The following is a 16,472-nucleotide window of genomic DNA, read 5'->3' as shown; positions in this document are numbered from 1 at the left end:
GATGTCAGGTGAAGATTCGCCGTTCTTCGGCTACGAGTTCCTGAAGAAAATCGACCACCGTGCGGACGCGGACCAGTTGACGGGCGGATTCGTGATAGGCGGTCCAGTAGGACCGGCTGATGGTGAGGTGCGGCATGATCCGCAGAAGTTCGGGATATTGCCCGGCGATGTAATTATGCAGGATGCCGATACCCGCACCGGAACGCACCGCCTCGGTCTGCCCGGTGGCGCTGGAGATTTCAAAGGCGGCGTCCCAGTCGCGCATGATCTCACCGGTAAAGTTCAGTGAAGGCGAAAAGATCAGGTCTTCCACATAACCGATCCGCCGGTGGCGCTTCAGCGCCTCGATATCATCAGGCGTTCCATAATCGGCCAGATAGTCCGCGGAGGCATAGAGGCCCAGCGAATAATCGGTGAGCTTCGAAAACATCAGCCTGCCCTGCTCCGGCCTTTCGATGGTGATGGCTATATCGGCCTCGCGCTGCGACAGGGAGAAAGAGCGCGGCACCGGCACGAGCTGGATTTTCAGATCGGGATAACGCGCCGTCAACCGGCCGAGCCGCGGCGCGAGGAAGGAAACGCCGAGACCATCCGGCGCGCCGATGCGCACCGTTCCCGCCACCGCCGTATCGACGCGGCCGAGATTTGCCTGGGCATTCAGCATTTCGGTTTCCATGCGCTCGGCCCCGGCAAGAAGGCGCTGCCCCTCTTCGGTCAGCTCGCAGCCATTGGTGCTCCGCAGGAAGAGCTGCGTGCCGATGGCCGCCTCCAGTGCGGAAATGCGCCGGCTGAGGGTGGCATGGTTGACGCCAAGTTTTCTGGCCGCCGAAAGAAACTGGCCGCTTCGCGCCACGCTTAGAAACAAACGCACATCATCCCAGTTCATGGCACCCTCCTTATGTCTATTTTTGCACAATGGATGCTTATTTCAGGCGATTGATTTGTGCAAATCGAAAGGTAATGCTGCGCCATCACATTCTGGAGGAAAACCCATGAAGGAAATCGGTCATTTCATTAACGGCAAGCATGTGCCGGGCACCAGCGGCCGCACATCGAATGTCTACAACCCGGCCACCGGCGAAGTTCAGGCAACTGTCACGCTTGCAAGCGACGCCGAACTGCGCGCCGCCGTAGAGAGCGCCAAGGCTGCGCAGCCGAAATGGGCCGCCACCAACCCGCAGCGTCGCGCCCGCGTTTTCTTCAAGTTTGTCGAACTTCTGAACCGCGACATGAACGAACTGGCGGTGCTGCTCTCCAGCGAGCATGGCAAGACCGTCGAGGATTCCAAGGGCGATATCGTGCGCGGCCTTGAAGTCTGCGAATTCGTCTGCGGTATTCCGCATCTGCAGAAGGGTGAGTTCACCGAAGGCGCCGGCCCGGCCATCGACATGTACTCGATCCGCCAGCCGGTTGGCATCGGCGCGGGCATCACCCCGTTCAACTTCCCCGGCATGATCCCGATGTGGATGTTTGCGCCGGCAATTGCCTGCGGCAACGCCTTCATTCTCAAGCCTTCCGAGCGCGACCCGTCGCTGCCGATCCGTCTTGCCGAACTGATGATCGAAGCCGGTCTTCCGGCCGGCATCCTGAACGTCGTCAACGGTGACAAGGGCGCCGTCGACGCCATCCTGACCGATCCCGATATCGGCGCGGTCTCCTTCGTCGGCTCGACGCCGATCGCCCGCTATGTCTATGGCACCGCCGCCATGAACGGCAAGCGTGCGCAGTGCTTCGGCGGTGCGAAGAACCACATGATCATCATGCCGGATGCCGATCTCGACCAGGCAGTAAACGCGCTGATGGGCGCGGGTTACGGTTCGGCGGGCGAGCGCTGCATGGCTGTTTCCGTTGCGGTTCCGGTTGGTGAGGAGACGGCAAACCGTCTCGTCGAAAAGCTCATTCCGCAGATCGAAAGCCTGAGAATCGGCCCCTATACCGACGACAAGGCCGATATGGGTCCGCTCGTCACCAAGGAAGCGCAGACGCGCGTCAAGGGCCTGATCGACAGCGGCGTTGCACAGGGTGCGAAGCTTCTGGTCGATGGCCGCGACTTCAAGCTGCAGGGCTATGAAGACGGCTATTTCGTCGGCGGCTGCCTGTTCGACCACGTGACCCCTGATATGGACATCTACAAGACGGAAATCTTCGGACCCGTTCTCTCCGTCGTTCGCGCCAAGAACTACGAAGACGCGCTGGAACTGCCGATGAAGCATGAATATGGCAACGGCGTTGCGATCTATACCCGTGACGGCGATGCCGCCCGCGACTTCGCAAGCCGCGTCAATATCGGCATGATCGGCGTCAACGTTCCGATCCCGGTTCCGCTTGCCTATCACTCCTTCGGCGGCTGGAAGGCTTCGAGCTTCGGCGACCTCAACCAGCACGGGACGGATTCGATCAAGTTCTGGACGAAGACCAAGACGATCACCTCGCGCTGGCCGTCGGGTATCAAGTCGGGCGCTGAATTCGTGATGCCGACAATGAAGTAAGCGGGCAGAGCCCTCTAAATTACAAAGAGCCTCGCTGTTTTCACGGCGGGGCTTTTTTGATTAAAAGATAACTCAAAAAATCACGTTTTCTTCTGTTAAAATAATTCCACTTAAAGCTGTTATGGCGTAAGCGGACGGGTGCGGCGTGGGGACGCTGCAGGACGCCTGCAAATTCAATCCGCCCAGAGAGGGCATGCCATAAAGGATCATTATGAGTGACATCTCTATCAGTGCAGATCAGGGCACGATCGAACGCGGCTCTTTTACCGGAAATGCCAAGGAGTATTTCGGCATCTGGATCGTGAATATTTTTCTGACGATCATAACGCTTGGCATTTATTCCGCCTGGGCGAAGGTGCGCCGCAAGCGTTACTTCAACGGCAATACCGTGCTGGCCGGCCGCGCCTTCGGTTACCACGCTACCGGCGGGCAAATCTTCAAGGGCCGGCTGATCGCCTTTGCCTTCATCGTCATTTCGCAGCTTGTCACCCTCATCCATCCGTTTCTGGTCTTTGCTCCGCTGATCCTGCTGACAATCTTCTTTCCATGGCTGATCACGCGCAGCATTCGTTTCAATGCGCGGGTGACGAGCTATCGCAATGTGCGGTTCGATTTCGTCGGTACAGCCGGTGGTGCTTTCGTCTCGATCATGCTCGGCGGTCTTGTCGCGCTATTTTCCATTGGTATTCTGGCACCATTGAGCAGCCGCTGGGCCAATCGCTACATATTCAGCAACCTGCGATATGGTGATCGTCCGTTCAGTGCCGACCCCAAAATTGTGGAACTGTATGACGTCTGGATCGTGCCCGCCATCATGGTGGTTATCGGAGCCGTTATTTGCGGCCTTGTCGGTTTTTCCATGATGACGTCAAACACCATGATGATCGCGGACGAAGAAACAGCGACGATGATGATCATGGCCGTATTGAATATTGGTCTTTTCGGCGCTTTCGTCGTCTATGGTCTTGCGAGCATCGTCTATCGCGCAGGCGTGCGCAATGTCGTCGTCGCATCGATGCTGCTCGATGGAAAGCATGAGTTGTACAGTGCGATTCAGCGCCGCCGCTACCTGTGGATCGTCATCTCCAACCTCATCGTCACCGTCTTCACGCTTGGCCTGATGCGGCCATGGGCGGCGGTGCGCGAAGCGCGTTACACGGTCGAACGCACGGCAATCCGTTTCAATGGCGATGTCGGTGAGGTTCTCTCCTCGATGGAGGCGACAGGCGCCGCCGTCAGCGCCGAATATATGGATATGGAAGGTTTCGAATTTGGTTTCTGATACCGGAGAAACCGTTGCGGGCGAGTGGCATGCCGCTCGCTCCAACCTTTCCAGCGTCGCCAGGCTGAAGCTTGGCGGCACGGTCCTTCTCGTGCTCGACGCGAAGGACAACCACGTCAGAACCCAGGCCGAGATAAAAACGGTGGAGATCAGCCACCGGGTCGGCACTATCCCCCGGGAGTTGCATTTTCCCGACGGGTCGCTGTTCGAAACCCGTGACAATGACGGCGTGGACCGGCTGCTTGGCCAGCACATTACCAAGCGTTCCGGTTTCGTGCACTGGCTGGAACAGTTCCGCCCACGACTGATCGGCATCACCGCCGCAGCCGTTCTTCTGGCTTACGGCACCTACAAGCTGGCGCTTCCGGCGCTGGTGGAACTGGCGGTCGCCGTAACGCCGCCCATCGTTCCGCAGGTCATGTCGGCCAGCACCATGCAGGCCTTCGACCAGGCGGTATTTTCTCCAAGCGAACTTCCGCAGGAAGAGCAGGACGCCATCCGTGCGGATTTTGCCCGGATCGTCGCCCATGCGGAAGGTTCGCCCGAGGACTACAAGCTGAATTTCCGCAAGGGCGGCTATATCGGCCCCAATGCCTTTGCGCTTCCCGATGGCACGCTGGTATTGACGGACGAGCTGGTGGAACTCGCGGGCGACGACAGGCAGATGATCACCGGGGTTCTCGCCCATGAAATCGGCCATGTGGAATATGAACACAGCCTGCGGCAGCTTTACCGCGCCGCCGGGGTTGCCGGTCTCGTCATGCTGATTGCCGGCGATGTCGGTTCGGCCATGGAAGATATTCTCACCCAGGGCGGCGGTCTTCTGGCGCTATCGCATTCGCGCGATGCCGAGCGGCAGGCGGACCAGCGCTCCGTTGAGCTGATGCGCAAGGCCGGGCTCGACCCAACCGCCATCGAACGGTTCTTTGCGCTGCTGGAGGAAAAGCTGGGCGACAAGGACGGCACCAGTATCGTGTCCACCCATCCCGGAACGCCGGAAAGGCGCAAGGCCATTCTCGATTACAACGCTTCCCTGGACAACCAGCCGGCGGGTAACTGACCCGCCGGTATCGCAACTCTCAGAGTTCGATCAAAAGCCAGCTCAATTGGTGGGGCCGTCGTTGAAACCCACTTCATCAACCAGTTCGGACGCCTGCTTGCGATGGGCCGCTATGTCCGTCAGCGGCAGCTTGTCCGGATTGATGGGGCCGAAGCCCTTCACGACATCGGATGGCTCCGCGCCGGGCAGCACCGGATATTCGAAGACCTGCTTGGCGTAGATTTCCTGCGCCTCGCGCGAGGCCAGGAATTCCATCAGTTTCAGCGCATTGTCTTTGTTGGGGGCGTATTTCGTCAGCGCCATGCCGGAGATATTTACATGCGTGCCGCGATCGCCCGCATTGGGAAAGATCACCCGCACCGATCCGGCCCATTCCTTTTCTTCCGGCTCGCGATCATTGGTCAGCATCAGGCCGACATAATAGGTGTTGCCGAGCGCGATGTCGCATTCACCGGAAAAGATCGATTTCGCCTGGCTGCGGTCGGTTCCGTCAGGCTTGCGCGCAAGATTGTTCTTCAGGCCGGTCAGCCATGTGCGGGTATAATCGACGCCGTGATGGGCGATCATTGAGGCGATCAGCGCGATATTATAGGAATGCTGGCCGTCGCGAATGCAGATCTTGCCCTTCCATTTCGGATCGGCAAGCTCCTCATAGGTAATATCCTTCTGGGTCACCCGCTCCTTCGATGCATAGACCACCCGGCCGCGCGTGGTGAGACCAAACCATTCGCCCTCGGGATCGCGCAGATTGGCGGGGATATCCTTTTCGATGACGGGATCGTTGAGGACCGGCTGGGTAACCTTGCCCTCCTTCGCCTCGACGAGACGGGCGATATCGACCGTCAGCAGCACATCGGCCGGCGAATTGACGCCCTCGGCCTGAATGCGTTCCACCAGCCCCTTATCGAGAAAAAGCACATTCGCCTCTATCCCGGTTTCCTTCGTGAAAGCATCGAGCAGCGGCTGGATCAATTCAGGCTGGCGATAGGAATAGACGTTAACCTCCCCCTCTGCCAAAGCGACGGGCGCGGCGACAAGGATCGTCAGCCCTGAAAAAACGGCAGCGGAAAAGTATGATTTCAAGCTTGCCATTATGAATGCCTCCATTACATTCCGATTCTTGACTTGTTTGTTCATGAATCATCCGGACGGTCAACAAGGCTGTTCGAGAAATATCGGATGGGTGCCAGTTTTTTCAGTTTCTGGAATTGTTCTAAACTGAAAAAGAGACTATATAACTCCACATTGAGAGTTAGGAGACCAGCATGCGCTTGACCAAACAGACCAACTATGCCGTTCGCATGTTGATGTATTGCGCCGCCAATGAAGGCCATCTGAGCCGCATTCCTGAGATCGCCAGAGCCTATGGCGTTTCGGAGCTGTTCCTGTTCAAAATCCTGCAGCCGCTCAATAAGGCAGGCCTGGTGGAAACCGTGCGTGGTCGCAACGGCGGCGTGCGCCTTGGCAAACCCGCCGAAAAGATCAGCCTGTTCGACGTGGTGAAAGTGACGGAAGACAGCTTCGCCATGGCGGAATGCTTCGAGGACGGTGCTGTGGAGTGTCCACTTGTAGATAGCTGCGGCCTCAATTCGGCGCTCCGCAAGGCGCTCAATGCCTTTTTCGACGTTCTGGCGGAATATTCGATCGACGATCTCGTCAAGGCCCGGCCTCAGATCAACTTCCTGTTGGGCCTCGATACGGAAATGCCGAAGATCGCCGCCCTTCCGGCCGCCTGACCGTCCCATTGCCGCATCGGCAATTGCCATAGCCCGTGTCCTTCAGGCCACGGGCTTTTCTTTTATAGAATACGCATGAAATGTAATATTTTTGATCCTGCGTGTTGACGTCGCGAATGGAAGCGGCGCATTTGGTCGCGAGCTTTTTCAAGCAACCAATCAGCGTCGCAATGATCATCAAGCCTGAATTCCATACATTTGCGCTCACCGCGCTCGTCGGCAGCATAGGGGCGCTACTCGCCAGCCTCATCGATATTCCGGCGCCTTTTCTTTCCGGCCCGGCGCTTGCCGTAACGATCACGGGGCTGGCCGGTGTAAGGCTTGGCGTTCCCGCCTTCATCCGCAATGCCTGTTTCGTCGTCGTCGGCATTTCCATGGGAACGAGCGTGACGCCCTCCGTGATCGACGCGGCAAAGACATGGCCCCTGAGCTTCGTCGTTGTGCTCGTCGCTGTCGTTATCATGCTCTATGTCGCCTACTGGATCCTGCATTACGGCTTCGGTTACGACCGGACGACGGCGATGCTGGGCGCCTCTCCCGGTCATCTCAGCTATATCATCAGCCTCGGCGCCGAGACGAAAAGTGACCTTGCGACCGTCAGCATCGTGCAAAGCGTGCGGGTGCTGGCGCTGACGCTTTCCGTGCCGCTGATCGTCGAATATTTCGATCTCGTCAGCACGGAACCGCTTGTGGCCAATCCGCCAATGGGCCTTTTCACGCTGGCGCTGACCATCGGCGCATCGCTTCTGACCGGCTGGCTTTTCCTGCGCTGGAAGTTTCCGGCCGCGCTGCTGCTTGGCGGCGTCGCCATTTCCATCGGCACCCACATTACCGGCCTTACCGAAGGTGGCGTTCCCACCTGGCTCAGCCTGCCCGTCTATGTGCTGATCGGTTGCCTTATCGGCACGCGCTTTTCGAATGTCTCACTGATGGACGTGCGGAAAGGCTTTCTGGCGGGCTTCGTCGTCACCATCGCCGTGATGCTGATTGCCGGCAGCATTGCCTGGATGATTTCCAGCGTGACCGGCGTTCCGCTGAATGCCGTCATGATCGCCTATTCGCCGGGCGGCCTGGAAACCATGGCGGCAATGGCGGTGATGATGCATGCCGATACCGCCTATGTCGGCTCCCACCACGTCATCAGGCTCCTGTTTCTTTCGGTTCTCATGCCGCTGGTCATGGGCAAGGATGCACGCAAGCGCAACGGCGAAACCTGACCATCGGCGTGTAGCCGGAGCCATCGACGCGAAAACGCAGGTGGCATGCAACCATTTTTCCTCCCGGCCGTTTATATTCGGCCGCAATTGCGGCGGCGATCTTTCGCCTGTTCGGCAGGCTGACCCACCGGAGGAACATTCATGAACCGCTTGAAGACGTTGACGGGCGCCGGACTTGCGCTTGCCCTTTCTGTTTCCATCGCTCAGGCGCAGGTGGTTGTGTCGTCGAAGATCGACACGGAAGGCGGTGTTCTCGGCAACATCATCCTCGCCGTCCTTAACCAGAACAAGATCGAAACGACGGATCGCATCCAGCTTGGCGCCACGCCGGTTGTGCGAAAAGCGATAACGGCCGGCGAGATCGACATCTATCCGGAATATACCGGCAACGCCGCGTTCTTTTTCTCCAAGGCCGACGATCCGCTCTGGAAAGATGCAGCCAAGGGCTATGAAGAGGCGAAAACACTCGACTTCGACGCCAACAAGATCGTCTGGCTGACACCATCGCCAGCAAACAACACCTGGGCCATTGCGCTGCGCAAGGATGTTGCCGACAAGAACAATCTGAAGACGCTTTCCGATTTCGGCAAATATGTTGCCGATGGCGGCGAAGTCGTCCTTGCCGCTTCTTCCGAATTCGTCAACTCCGCCGCCGCGCTCCCTGCATTTCAGACCACCTATGGCTTCACCATGAAGCCTGACCAGCTGATCACGCTTTCCGGTGGCGATACCGCGGCCACGATTGCCGCCGCCGCCAACCAGACGAACAACGCCAATGCCGCCATGGTCTATGGCACTGATGGCGGCATCGCGCCTTCAGGTCTCGTGGTGCTGGAGGACGACAAACATGTGCAGCCGGTCTATCAGCCAGCGCCGATCATTCGCGAAGAGGTTCTGAAAAAGCACCCGAATATCGAAGAGCTGCTGAAACCCGTGTTCGAAAAGCTCGATCTGGCAACGCTGCAGGATTTGAACGCCCGCGTACAGGTGGGCGGCGAACAGGCCAAAACCGTGGCGCTCGACTTTCTGACAAAGAACGGCTTCGTCAAGTAACCGTTCGCGGCGCCGGAGCGGGTTGCGGGAACCGGTGCGTTCCCGTGGTCCCGTCCCAATTCAGAGTACACGGGCCAGAAGACAGGGGAGCAGGATTTGACGAAATGGCCTGACAAAGTGGGCGTGGTGATTTCGTGCCTGCTTCTTTATGCGCTTTTTGCGTCGCCTTTCATGACATTCCGTGCCAACCGGATCGTTCAGGGCGAGACACGGACGATCTTCGAAGCTCTTCCGGGTTCGGCTGCAACTGTTCTCGCCACCATCGTTCTTCTTTCAGCCTTCATCGCGTTTTTCCGCTTTCCCACGCGATTGAAGCTCGCATTTGCGCTGGTCGGTCTTGCTGCACTGGCCGTTTTCGTCGGGAAGGCGGCTTCTTTCCTCATGCCGGAGGGTAACGGTTTTGCCCGCGTTTCACCTGCCAGCGGTTTTTGGCTGATATTTGCCGGGCTGGCTCTGCTCGCCACGGATTGCATTGCGCGTCTTGAGCCGAAGCCCACAGCCCGGATTTTGTTGCTGATTGCGGCCATCGCCGCGCTCGCGGCCGTGCTGACAGGCGGCCTCTGGAATGACCTCTCCATCATCAAGGAATATACCGGTCGGGCCGATACATTCTGGACAGAGGCTTTGCGGCACGTGGAACTCGCCATTGGCTCGCTGATCGCGGCGACCATGGTGGGCATTCCCCTGGGGATACTCTGTTACAAGGTTGAGCGGTTGCGCGCAGGCGTGCTGAACAGCCTCAACATTGTCCAGACCATTCCCTCCATCGCGCTTTTCGGCCTTTTGATCGCCCCGCTCGGGTGGATCGCGGCCACTGTGCCGGGTGCCGCGAAAATCGGCATTGCCGGCATCGGCATGGCGCCCGCTTTCGTGGCGCTGTTTCTCTATTCGCTGCTGCCGGTCGTTTCCAACACGGTGGTTGGTCTTTCCGGTGTTTCGCAGGCGGTTCGGGAAGCGGCGCGCGGGCTTGGCATGACGCCGGTGCAACGGCTGCTGCAGGTGGAATTTCCGCTGGCCATGCCGGTCATCCTCACCGGCATCCGCATCGTGCTGGTGCAGAATATCGGCCTGGCGACGATCGCCGCCCTGATCGGCGGCGGCGGCTTTGGCGTTTTCGTATTTCAGGGCATCGGGCAGACGGCCATGGACCTCGTGCTGCTCGGCACCGTGCCGACGGTTCTTCTCGGTTTTGCCGCCGCGATAACACTAGACGCCCTAATAGACAGCAATCTCCTCAGCGCAGGCGGAAGGCAAAAGGCATGATCGAAATCGACACCATTACGAAACGATATGGCGATGCAGCCGTCGTAGATCAGGTATCGCTAACCGTCCCGCCGCGCACCGTCACCGTCATCGTCGGCACGTCAGGATCGGGAAAAACCACTCTGCTGCGCATGATAAACCGGCTGGTGGAGCCGACCTCCGGCGCGATCCGTATCGACGGTGAGGATGTCAGCGCCATACCCGGCTTCAAGCTGCGCCGCCAGATCGGCTACGCCATTCAGGGCCATGGCCTGTTTCCGCACCGGACGGTGGCCGAAAATATCGCGACCGTTCCGCAGCTGATCGGCTGGGATCGCAAGCGGATCGAGGCGAAGATCGACGCGCTGATGCATCTCTTCCAGCTCGATCCCGCGCTTTATGCCGACCGTTTCCCGCATGAACTCTCAGGCGGTCAGCAGCAGCGTGTCGGCGTGGCGCGTGCGCTGGCCGCCGAGCCGAACATTCTTCTGATGGACGAACCCTTCGGTGCGCTGGACCCGGTGATCCGCGCCAAGGCCCAGAACGATCTTCTCGATATCCAGAAAAAGCTCGGCGTGACCGTCGTTCTCGTCACGCACGATATGGACGAGGCCTTTCATCTGGCGGATCGTATCGCCGTGATGGACAAGGGCCGCATTGTGCAGGACTGCCCGCCGGCCGAACTGGTGCTGAAACCCGCGACGGATTTCGTGCGCACCATGATCGGCGAAAACGAACGGGCGCTGAAACTGCTGTCCGTTCTCTCCGTCGCCGATGTCGTGGAGCCGGGAAACGCAGAGGGCGAACCGCTCACCGAACATACGAGCCAGCGCGACGCCCTGTCGGCGATGTTATGGGCGGGCTGCGATGCCCTGCCGGTCGTCAGGGACAATGGGCAACCCGCCGGCCGGGTGCGGCGTGACGTTCTCCTCCAGCGTGCCGCCGGAGCCCCATGAAAAACGCCTTATCCTTCTTTGCCTTCGGTTTCCTGACGCTGGCGCTGGCCATCTTCCTTGCCGTGCCGCAGGTCTTCGCACCGGTGTTCCGCCCTCTCGTGTTGGCCAATGCACCGGCAATCTACACGCAGGCCAATCTGTTTTCCCTCACGCTGTCGCATCTAACCATTGTGGCGATTGCCACGGGGCTCGCCACGCTCACGGCGGGAGCGCTCGCGGTTCTCGTCACCCGGCCATTCGGGGCGGATTTCCTGCCGTTGTCGCGTAGCATCGTCAATATCGGCCAAACCTTTCCGCCGGTAGCGGTGCTGGCGCTGGCCGTGCCGATGATCGGTTTTGGCGAAAAACCCACGCTCATTGCCCTGTTTCTCTACGCGCTTCTGCCAGTATTCGAAAATACGTTGACGGGTCTTACGACCCTGCCCGCCACGGTGATGGATGCCGCGAGAGGCAGCGGCATGACCGGCTGGCAACGCCTTGTCAAAGTGGAGTTGCCGCTTGCCCTTCCAGCCATTCTCGCCGGCATCCGGCTTTCGGCGGTCATCAGCCTCTCGACCGCGACCATCGGCTCGACCGTCGCGGCGCGTACCCTCGGCGAAGTGATCATTGCCGGCCTGCAATCCAACAATCTCGCCTTCATTCTTCAGGGCGGGCTGATCGTTGCGGCGCTGGCGATCCTGATTCACGCTGCCTTTTCCGCCATGGAAAAGACTGCGGCGCGCAAAACCGGGCACTGACCCAGGCAAGCCCCGCATTTTTATATTCCCGATACCTGCCGCACATGGTAGGGGCTGACCGTCGAAACAGAAACATTCGAGGTTCGGGTGACACAGGCAATTGTCGTGATGGGAGTGAGCGGCTCCGGCAAGTCCACGGTCGCGGAAGCAGTGGCGGAGAAACTGAGCGTTGCTTTCATAGAGGGCGACAAGCTTCACCCGAAATCCAATGTCGATAAAATGTCCGAGGGTATTCCGCTGACGGACGAAGACCGCTGGCCCTGGCTCGATCTGATCGGCGCGGAGCTTCGCAAGGGCAGCGAAAGCAACGGTGTCGTCGTTTCCTGCTCGGCGCTCAAGAAAATCTATCGCGACCGCCTTCGCAAGGCCACCGGCGGCCCGCTGGCTTTCGTCTATCTGGATGGCAGCCTGGAGCTTCTCAGCCGGCGCATGGGCGAACGCAAGGGCCATTTCATGCCGCTTTCGCTGCTGCAGACCCAGCTTGCCACGCTGGAAGTGCCGACCGGCGAACCGGGCGTCGTGACCGTCAGCATCGATGCCACACCGGAGGATATTGCGAAGAACGCACTTTCCGGTTTGAAGACGGTGACGTTCTAAAATCCGAGCCTGTCGCGCAGGCCGTACCACCATGCGCCAAGCACGGTCAGCGGCACCCGGAAGGTCTTGCCGCCAGGGAACGGATAGTTCGGCAGCGAACTCCAGATATCGAAACGTTCGGCGTGGCCGGCAACGGCCTCGCCCAGTATCTTGCCGAGCAGATGGGTTGTCGTAACACCATGGCCGCTGTCGCCATGCGAGAAATAGATATTGTCCGACAGCCTACCCATATGCGGAATGCGCGTCAGGGTCAGCGCGAAATTTCCGCTCCAGGCAAAGTCGATTTTCGTTTTTTCCAGTTGCGGGAAGGTTTTGAGCATGTTCGGGCGGATCACACCCGTCAGATCGGCCGGATCGCTGCCGCCATAACCGATGCCGCCGCCATAGAGCAGGCGATTGTCCGAGGTCCGGCGATAATAATCGAGAATGTAGTTGGCATCCTCAACGCAATAATCGGCAGGCAAAAGAGCCTCGATCAGATCGGCATCGAGCGGCTCCGTCGCCATGACCTGGCTTGAGACCGGCATCATCCGGTCGCCGATTTCCGGCAAGAGTTTGCCGAGATAGGCGTTGCCGCAGACGAGGACATATTTCGTCTTCACGCTGCCTGTCGCCGTGCGCACCACGGGGTTTGCGCCCAGCTCCACCGCAATGACCCGCGAATTTTCGAATATGCGCGCACCGAGGCTTTCGGCCGCCGCCGCTTCGCCCTGTACCAGATTGAGCGGGTGGATATGCCCGCCGAAGCGGTCGATCATGCCGCCGGCATATCGATCGGTCTTCACATACTGGCCGACATCTGCCTTCGAGACCATTTCGAGCCCGCCATGGCCGTGTTTTTCCCAATGGGCCTTATGGGCCTCCATCTCGCGGATCTGTTTCGGCGTGAAGGCGGCGAAGAAACCGCCATCGACGAGATCGCAATCGATGGCGTATTTGGCGATGCGGTTGCGGATGATCGCGCCGCCTTCAAGCGACATTTCGCCGAGTTTCACCGCCTTGTCATGCCCATAGCGGCCAGCGATGGTTTCGAGATCGCGGCTATAGCCGTTGACGATCTGGCCGCCATTGCGACCCGAAGCGCCGAAGCCGACGCGGACGCCTTCCAGAACGATGACGGAATAGCCGCGTTCACTGAGTTCCAGCGCGGCGGAAATACCGGTGAAGCCGCCGCCGATGATGCAGACATCGGCGTCCAGCGCGCCTTCGAGCGTGGGCCGCACGGTTTTGACATTGGCGGAGGCCGCATACCATGACGATGTGTGGCCGGGATTGGGAATATTCGTTACCTCAGCCATTTCACACCGTCCTGATATAGGCGTCATATTCGACGTCGGTTACACGCAGGGAAAATTCGGAAAGCTCCTGCTGTTTGCAGGCGGAAAACAGCGTGCGGTACTTCTGGCCGAGCGTCGCATAGGCAAAGCTCGACCGCGTGAAGCGCTGCAACGCATAGTCCCAGTTGGTGGGCAGCGGCTCGTGATTGATCGCGTGGCTGTCGCCGGCAATCGCGCCGCCCGGTTGGCGTTTCTCCTTCATGCCGGCCAATGCGGCGCTCAGGATCATCGCGACAACGAGATAGGGATTGGTATCGGCGCCCGCGACCCGGTGTTCGATACGCGTCGCGGCCTTGCTGGCTACGATGACACGCACAGCCGCCGAGCGATTGTCGATGCCCCAGGAAGCATAGGTGGGTGCATGTTCGCTGGGGGTCAGGCGGCGATAGGAATTGGCATGGGGGGCGAAGATCGCCATGCTTTCACCCATGTTTTCCAAGAGGCCGCCGACGGAATGCATCAGCGCATCCGATGGACCGTCCTCTCCGGCGTAGATGTTCCTGCCGTCCCTGTCGAGAACGGAAAAATGCACGTGCATGCCATTGCCGGCCTGCAACCCGTAAGGCTTGGCCATGAAGGTGGCATCAAGGTCATGCCGCCGCGCCACGCCCTTGACGATACGTTTCAGGAAGACCGCGAAATCGGCCGCCTGCAACGCATCCGGCACATGGTTGAGATTGATCTCATATTGGCCGGGACCGTTCTCCCGCAGCGTCGTATCGGCAAGCACGCCCTGTGCGCGGCAGGCCGTGGCAATATCATGGAAGACGTCCTCGAAATCCTGCAGTTCGGAAATCGACAGAACCTGTGTCTGCCCCGTATGCCACCGGCCCTCGCGGCTGTGCGGCGGACGGACGGGATCGAGCGCTGAGCGGACGGGGTCGATCAGGTAAAACTCGAGTTCGGTCGCCACGACCGGCGTGAGGCCGGCCTTTTTATAAGCGCCCAGAACCTGCGCCAGAACATGGCGCGGATCGCCATAAAAGCCGGTTCCATCCGGATTTTTCATTGCCAGCAGAACCTGTGCCGTCGGGCGGCCAAGCCATGTAACCCGCGACAGCGTGCCTGGAACGGGGAAACAAAACCCGTCCGGATCGCCCGTGCCTTCCGCAAGACCTGCAGCATGCACATCCCGGCCCCAGATATCCAGCGCATAGACCGACCGGGGAATGGCCATTCCCTTTTCAAGAACGTCGATTGCCCGTTCGCGCGGAATCCATTTGCCGCGCGGCACGCCGTTCGCATCTATGACGAAAGCTTCGAGAATTTCGATATCAGGGTTATCGACGAAAAATTTCTTTGCGTTTTCAATATCATCCATCATGCACCAGCAAGCCGTTTCCATCTCGTTTCATGCGCAGCGAGTTGCGCTAACGAAAGTCGTCCTGCTGCTGATAGATGAGAAACCTCGCCACCATGATGACGTTTCGCCCCTTTTCCCTTTGCATGCGACCATGTTACGTGGCCTATCATCGGAAGGCCAGCGGATTTAGCTATCAGGGATTGAACCTTTCCGGGCGATAGGCGTCGATGGCGATAACCGGCGTTTCACCCAGCATGGTTTCCGCCAGCACACGGCCGGTGATCGGCCCAAGTGTGAGGCCATGGTGGGCGTGCCCGAAAGCAAACCACAATGTTTTATGGCGCGGCGCTTTACCAATGATCGGCATCATATCGGGCGTGCAGGGCCGCGCACCCATCCACGGTTCCGCATCCAGCCGGCCGCCGAGAGGAAAGACGGTGCGCGCCACCTGCTCTGTCCGCTCGATCTGCACGGGAGATTTCGGTGCATCGCGTTCGGCAAATTCCGCGCCCGTCGTCAGGCGGATGCCCTTTCGCATCGGCGCGAGGAAATAGCCGCGCTCGGCGTCGATCAGCCAGTTATTGAGCTTCGTGCCTTCCTGCGGCGCATAATGCATGTGGTAACCGCGCTTCACACCAAGCGGAAAGCGGTAACCCAGCCGTTCCGTAACGGTATCCGCCCAGGGGCCAAGCGCCACGACGGCATGTTCGGCCTCGACCGCGCCGGTTTCGGTGCGCACCGTCCACCCGCTCACCGTCTGGCTGAGGGTGGAGGCATCGCCTCTAACGAAGCTTCCGCCGAGGCTCTCGAACAGCCGGACATAAGCGAGCGTCAGCGCATGCGGATCGCGCACCGACCAGGGATCGTTCCATTTCAGGCCGCCGACGAAATCATGGCTCAGATGCGGTTCGGCTGCGGCAAGCTCCTCGGCGTCGAGTTTCGTATGGGAAATGCCATGGTCGCGCGCCAGACGCTCGGCGAAAGCAAAATCGGCATCCCGCCTTGCGGCGGTTCTGTAGGCCTCCATCCAGCCGTTCTTGACGATGAGATCGCCGGCCTTCGCCTCGTCGATCAAAATGCTGTGCTCCGAAACCGAATGCTCGATCAGCGGCGCATAGGCGCGAGCAATTGCCGCGTGGCGCGTGGCTGCGGAATTGTACCAGTAGCGGCCGAGAAACGGCGCGATCTTCGGCAGGGCAAAGAGGTGATAGCGGGCATCGATGCTGTTGTTCAGGGAATAGCGCAGCAGCAGGGCGAGATCCTGCGGGAAGGCATAAGGCACGACGCCTTCTCTCTGGATCAGCCCGGCATTGCCGAAGGAGGTCTCCTCACCCGGCCCGCGCCGGTCGACCAGCACCACCGACTTACCCCTGCGGGCCAGTTGCAGGGCGACGGAGACCCCGATGATCCCCGCACCCAAAACGATCACATCCGCTGCCATGGCAATCAATCCGTTTCCGCAT

Annotated in this window: 15 protein-coding genes; 10 read left to right on the top strand and 5 right to left on the bottom strand. The window is 59.5% G+C overall.

The window, feature by feature from the left end; translation table 11 throughout:
* Positions 1 to 4: 4 nt before the first annotated feature.
* Positions 5 to 886, bottom strand: a complete 882-nt coding sequence (locus CFBP4996_RS13965) for a LysR family transcriptional regulator (RefSeq protein ID WP_080852828.1) — start codon at positions 884 to 886, stop codon at positions 5 to 7.
* 106 nt (positions 887 to 992) lie between these two features.
* On the opposite strand from CFBP4996_RS13965, the gene CFBP4996_RS13960 reads away from it, so the two are divergent.
* The 3 genes from CFBP4996_RS13960 (at position 993) to CFBP4996_RS13950 (ending at position 4,831) form a co-directional block, all read left to right on the top strand.
* Positions 993 to 2,489: a CoA-acylating methylmalonate-semialdehyde dehydrogenase gene (locus CFBP4996_RS13960; protein ID WP_080852829.1), complete on the top strand. Its 1,497-nt coding sequence runs from the start codon at positions 993 to 995 to the stop codon at positions 2,487 to 2,489.
* Between the two features lie 211 nt (positions 2,490 to 2,700).
* Positions 2,701 to 3,771, top strand: a complete 1,071-nt coding sequence (locus tag CFBP4996_RS13955; RefSeq protein ID WP_080852830.1) for a YjgN family protein — start codon at positions 2,701 to 2,703, stop codon at positions 3,769 to 3,771.
* Entirely contained in the window at positions 3,761 to 4,831 is a 1,071-nt protein-coding gene (locus CFBP4996_RS13950; RefSeq protein ID WP_121490283.1) for a M48 family metallopeptidase, read from the top strand. The genes CFBP4996_RS13955 and CFBP4996_RS13950 overlap by 11 nt, the downstream gene beginning before the upstream one ends.
* 42 nt (positions 4,832 to 4,873) lie before the next feature.
* On the opposite strand, the gene CFBP4996_RS13945 is transcribed toward CFBP4996_RS13950, so the two are convergent.
* Positions 4,874 to 5,923, bottom strand: coding sequence for a Fe(3+) ABC transporter substrate-binding protein (locus CFBP4996_RS13945; protein ID WP_035264601.1), 1,050 nt, complete (start codon positions 5,921 to 5,923; stop codon positions 4,874 to 4,876).
* Positions 5,924 to 6,096: 173 nt separating this feature from the next.
* Here CFBP4996_RS13945 and rirA point away from each other — a divergent pair, with 173 nt between their 5' ends.
* The 7 genes from rirA to CFBP4996_RS13910 all read left to right on the top strand — a co-directional run bounded on the left by rirA (position 6,097) and on the right by CFBP4996_RS13910 (position 12,369).
* Positions 6,097 to 6,567 (top strand): iron-responsive transcriptional regulator RirA, encoded by a 471-nt coding sequence (gene rirA / locus CFBP4996_RS13940; protein ID WP_035264574.1) that lies wholly within the window; start codon positions 6,097 to 6,099, stop codon positions 6,565 to 6,567.
* Between the two features lie 170 nt (positions 6,568 to 6,737).
* Complete coding sequence (locus CFBP4996_RS13935) at positions 6,738 to 7,784, top strand: AbrB family transcriptional regulator (RefSeq protein WP_080853270.1); 1,047 nt, start codon at positions 6,738 to 6,740, stop codon at positions 7,782 to 7,784.
* 141 nt (positions 7,785 to 7,925) lie between these two features.
* Positions 7,926 to 8,837 carry a glycine betaine ABC transporter substrate-binding protein OsmF gene (gene osmF / locus CFBP4996_RS13930; RefSeq protein ID WP_080852831.1) on the top strand — a complete coding sequence of 304 codons (912 nt, stop codon included), beginning with the start codon at positions 7,926 to 7,928 and terminating at the stop codon, positions 8,835 to 8,837.
* 96 nt (positions 8,838 to 8,933) lie between these two features.
* Positions 8,934 to 10,100 (top strand): ABC transporter permease, encoded by a 1,167-nt coding sequence (locus CFBP4996_RS13925; protein WP_162935944.1) that lies wholly within the window; start codon positions 8,934 to 8,936, stop codon positions 10,098 to 10,100.
* Positions 10,097 to 11,035 carry an ABC transporter ATP-binding protein gene (locus CFBP4996_RS13920; RefSeq protein WP_080852832.1) on the top strand — a complete coding sequence of 313 codons (939 nt, stop codon included), beginning with the start codon at positions 10,097 to 10,099 and terminating at the stop codon, positions 11,033 to 11,035. Before CFBP4996_RS13925 ends, CFBP4996_RS13920 begins: the two co-directional genes overlap by 4 nt.
* A complete protein-coding gene (locus tag CFBP4996_RS13915; RefSeq protein ID WP_080852833.1) occupies positions 11,032 to 11,772 on the top strand; it encodes an ABC transporter permease in 741 nt (246 codons plus the stop codon). Before CFBP4996_RS13920 ends, CFBP4996_RS13915 begins: the two co-directional genes overlap by 4 nt.
* 108 nt (positions 11,773 to 11,880) lie before the next feature.
* On the top strand, positions 11,881 to 12,369 hold the full coding sequence (locus tag CFBP4996_RS13910; RefSeq protein WP_162936000.1) for a gluconokinase: 489 nt from the start codon (positions 11,881 to 11,883) through the stop codon (positions 12,367 to 12,369).
* On the opposite strand, the gene CFBP4996_RS13905 is transcribed toward CFBP4996_RS13910, so the two are convergent.
* The 3 genes from CFBP4996_RS13905 to CFBP4996_RS13895 form a co-directional block, all read right to left on the bottom strand.
* Entirely contained in the window at positions 12,366 to 13,667 is a 1,302-nt protein-coding gene (locus tag CFBP4996_RS13905) for an NAD(P)/FAD-dependent oxidoreductase (RefSeq protein WP_162935945.1), read from the bottom strand. The two genes, CFBP4996_RS13910 and CFBP4996_RS13905, sit on opposite strands and share 4 nt — an antisense overlap.
* A gap of 1 nt (position 13,668) precedes the next feature.
* The gene (locus CFBP4996_RS13900; protein WP_162935946.1) at positions 13,669 to 15,030 is read right to left on the bottom strand and encodes a glutamine synthetase family protein; all 1,362 of its coding nucleotides are present in this window, start codon (positions 15,028 to 15,030) and stop codon (positions 13,669 to 13,671) included.
* Positions 15,031 to 15,202: 172 nt separating this feature from the next.
* Complete coding sequence (locus tag CFBP4996_RS13895) at positions 15,203 to 16,450, bottom strand: NAD(P)/FAD-dependent oxidoreductase (protein WP_080853273.1); 1,248 nt, start codon at positions 16,448 to 16,450, stop codon at positions 15,203 to 15,205.
* Between the last annotated feature and the right edge of the window lie 22 nt (positions 16,451 to 16,472).

Source organism: Agrobacterium leguminum (assembly GCF_005144435.2).
Taxonomy (GTDB): Bacteria; Pseudomonadota; Alphaproteobacteria; order Rhizobiales; family Rhizobiaceae; genus Agrobacterium; species Agrobacterium leguminum.
This window is presented reverse-complemented; position numbering and strand designations above follow the sequence as displayed.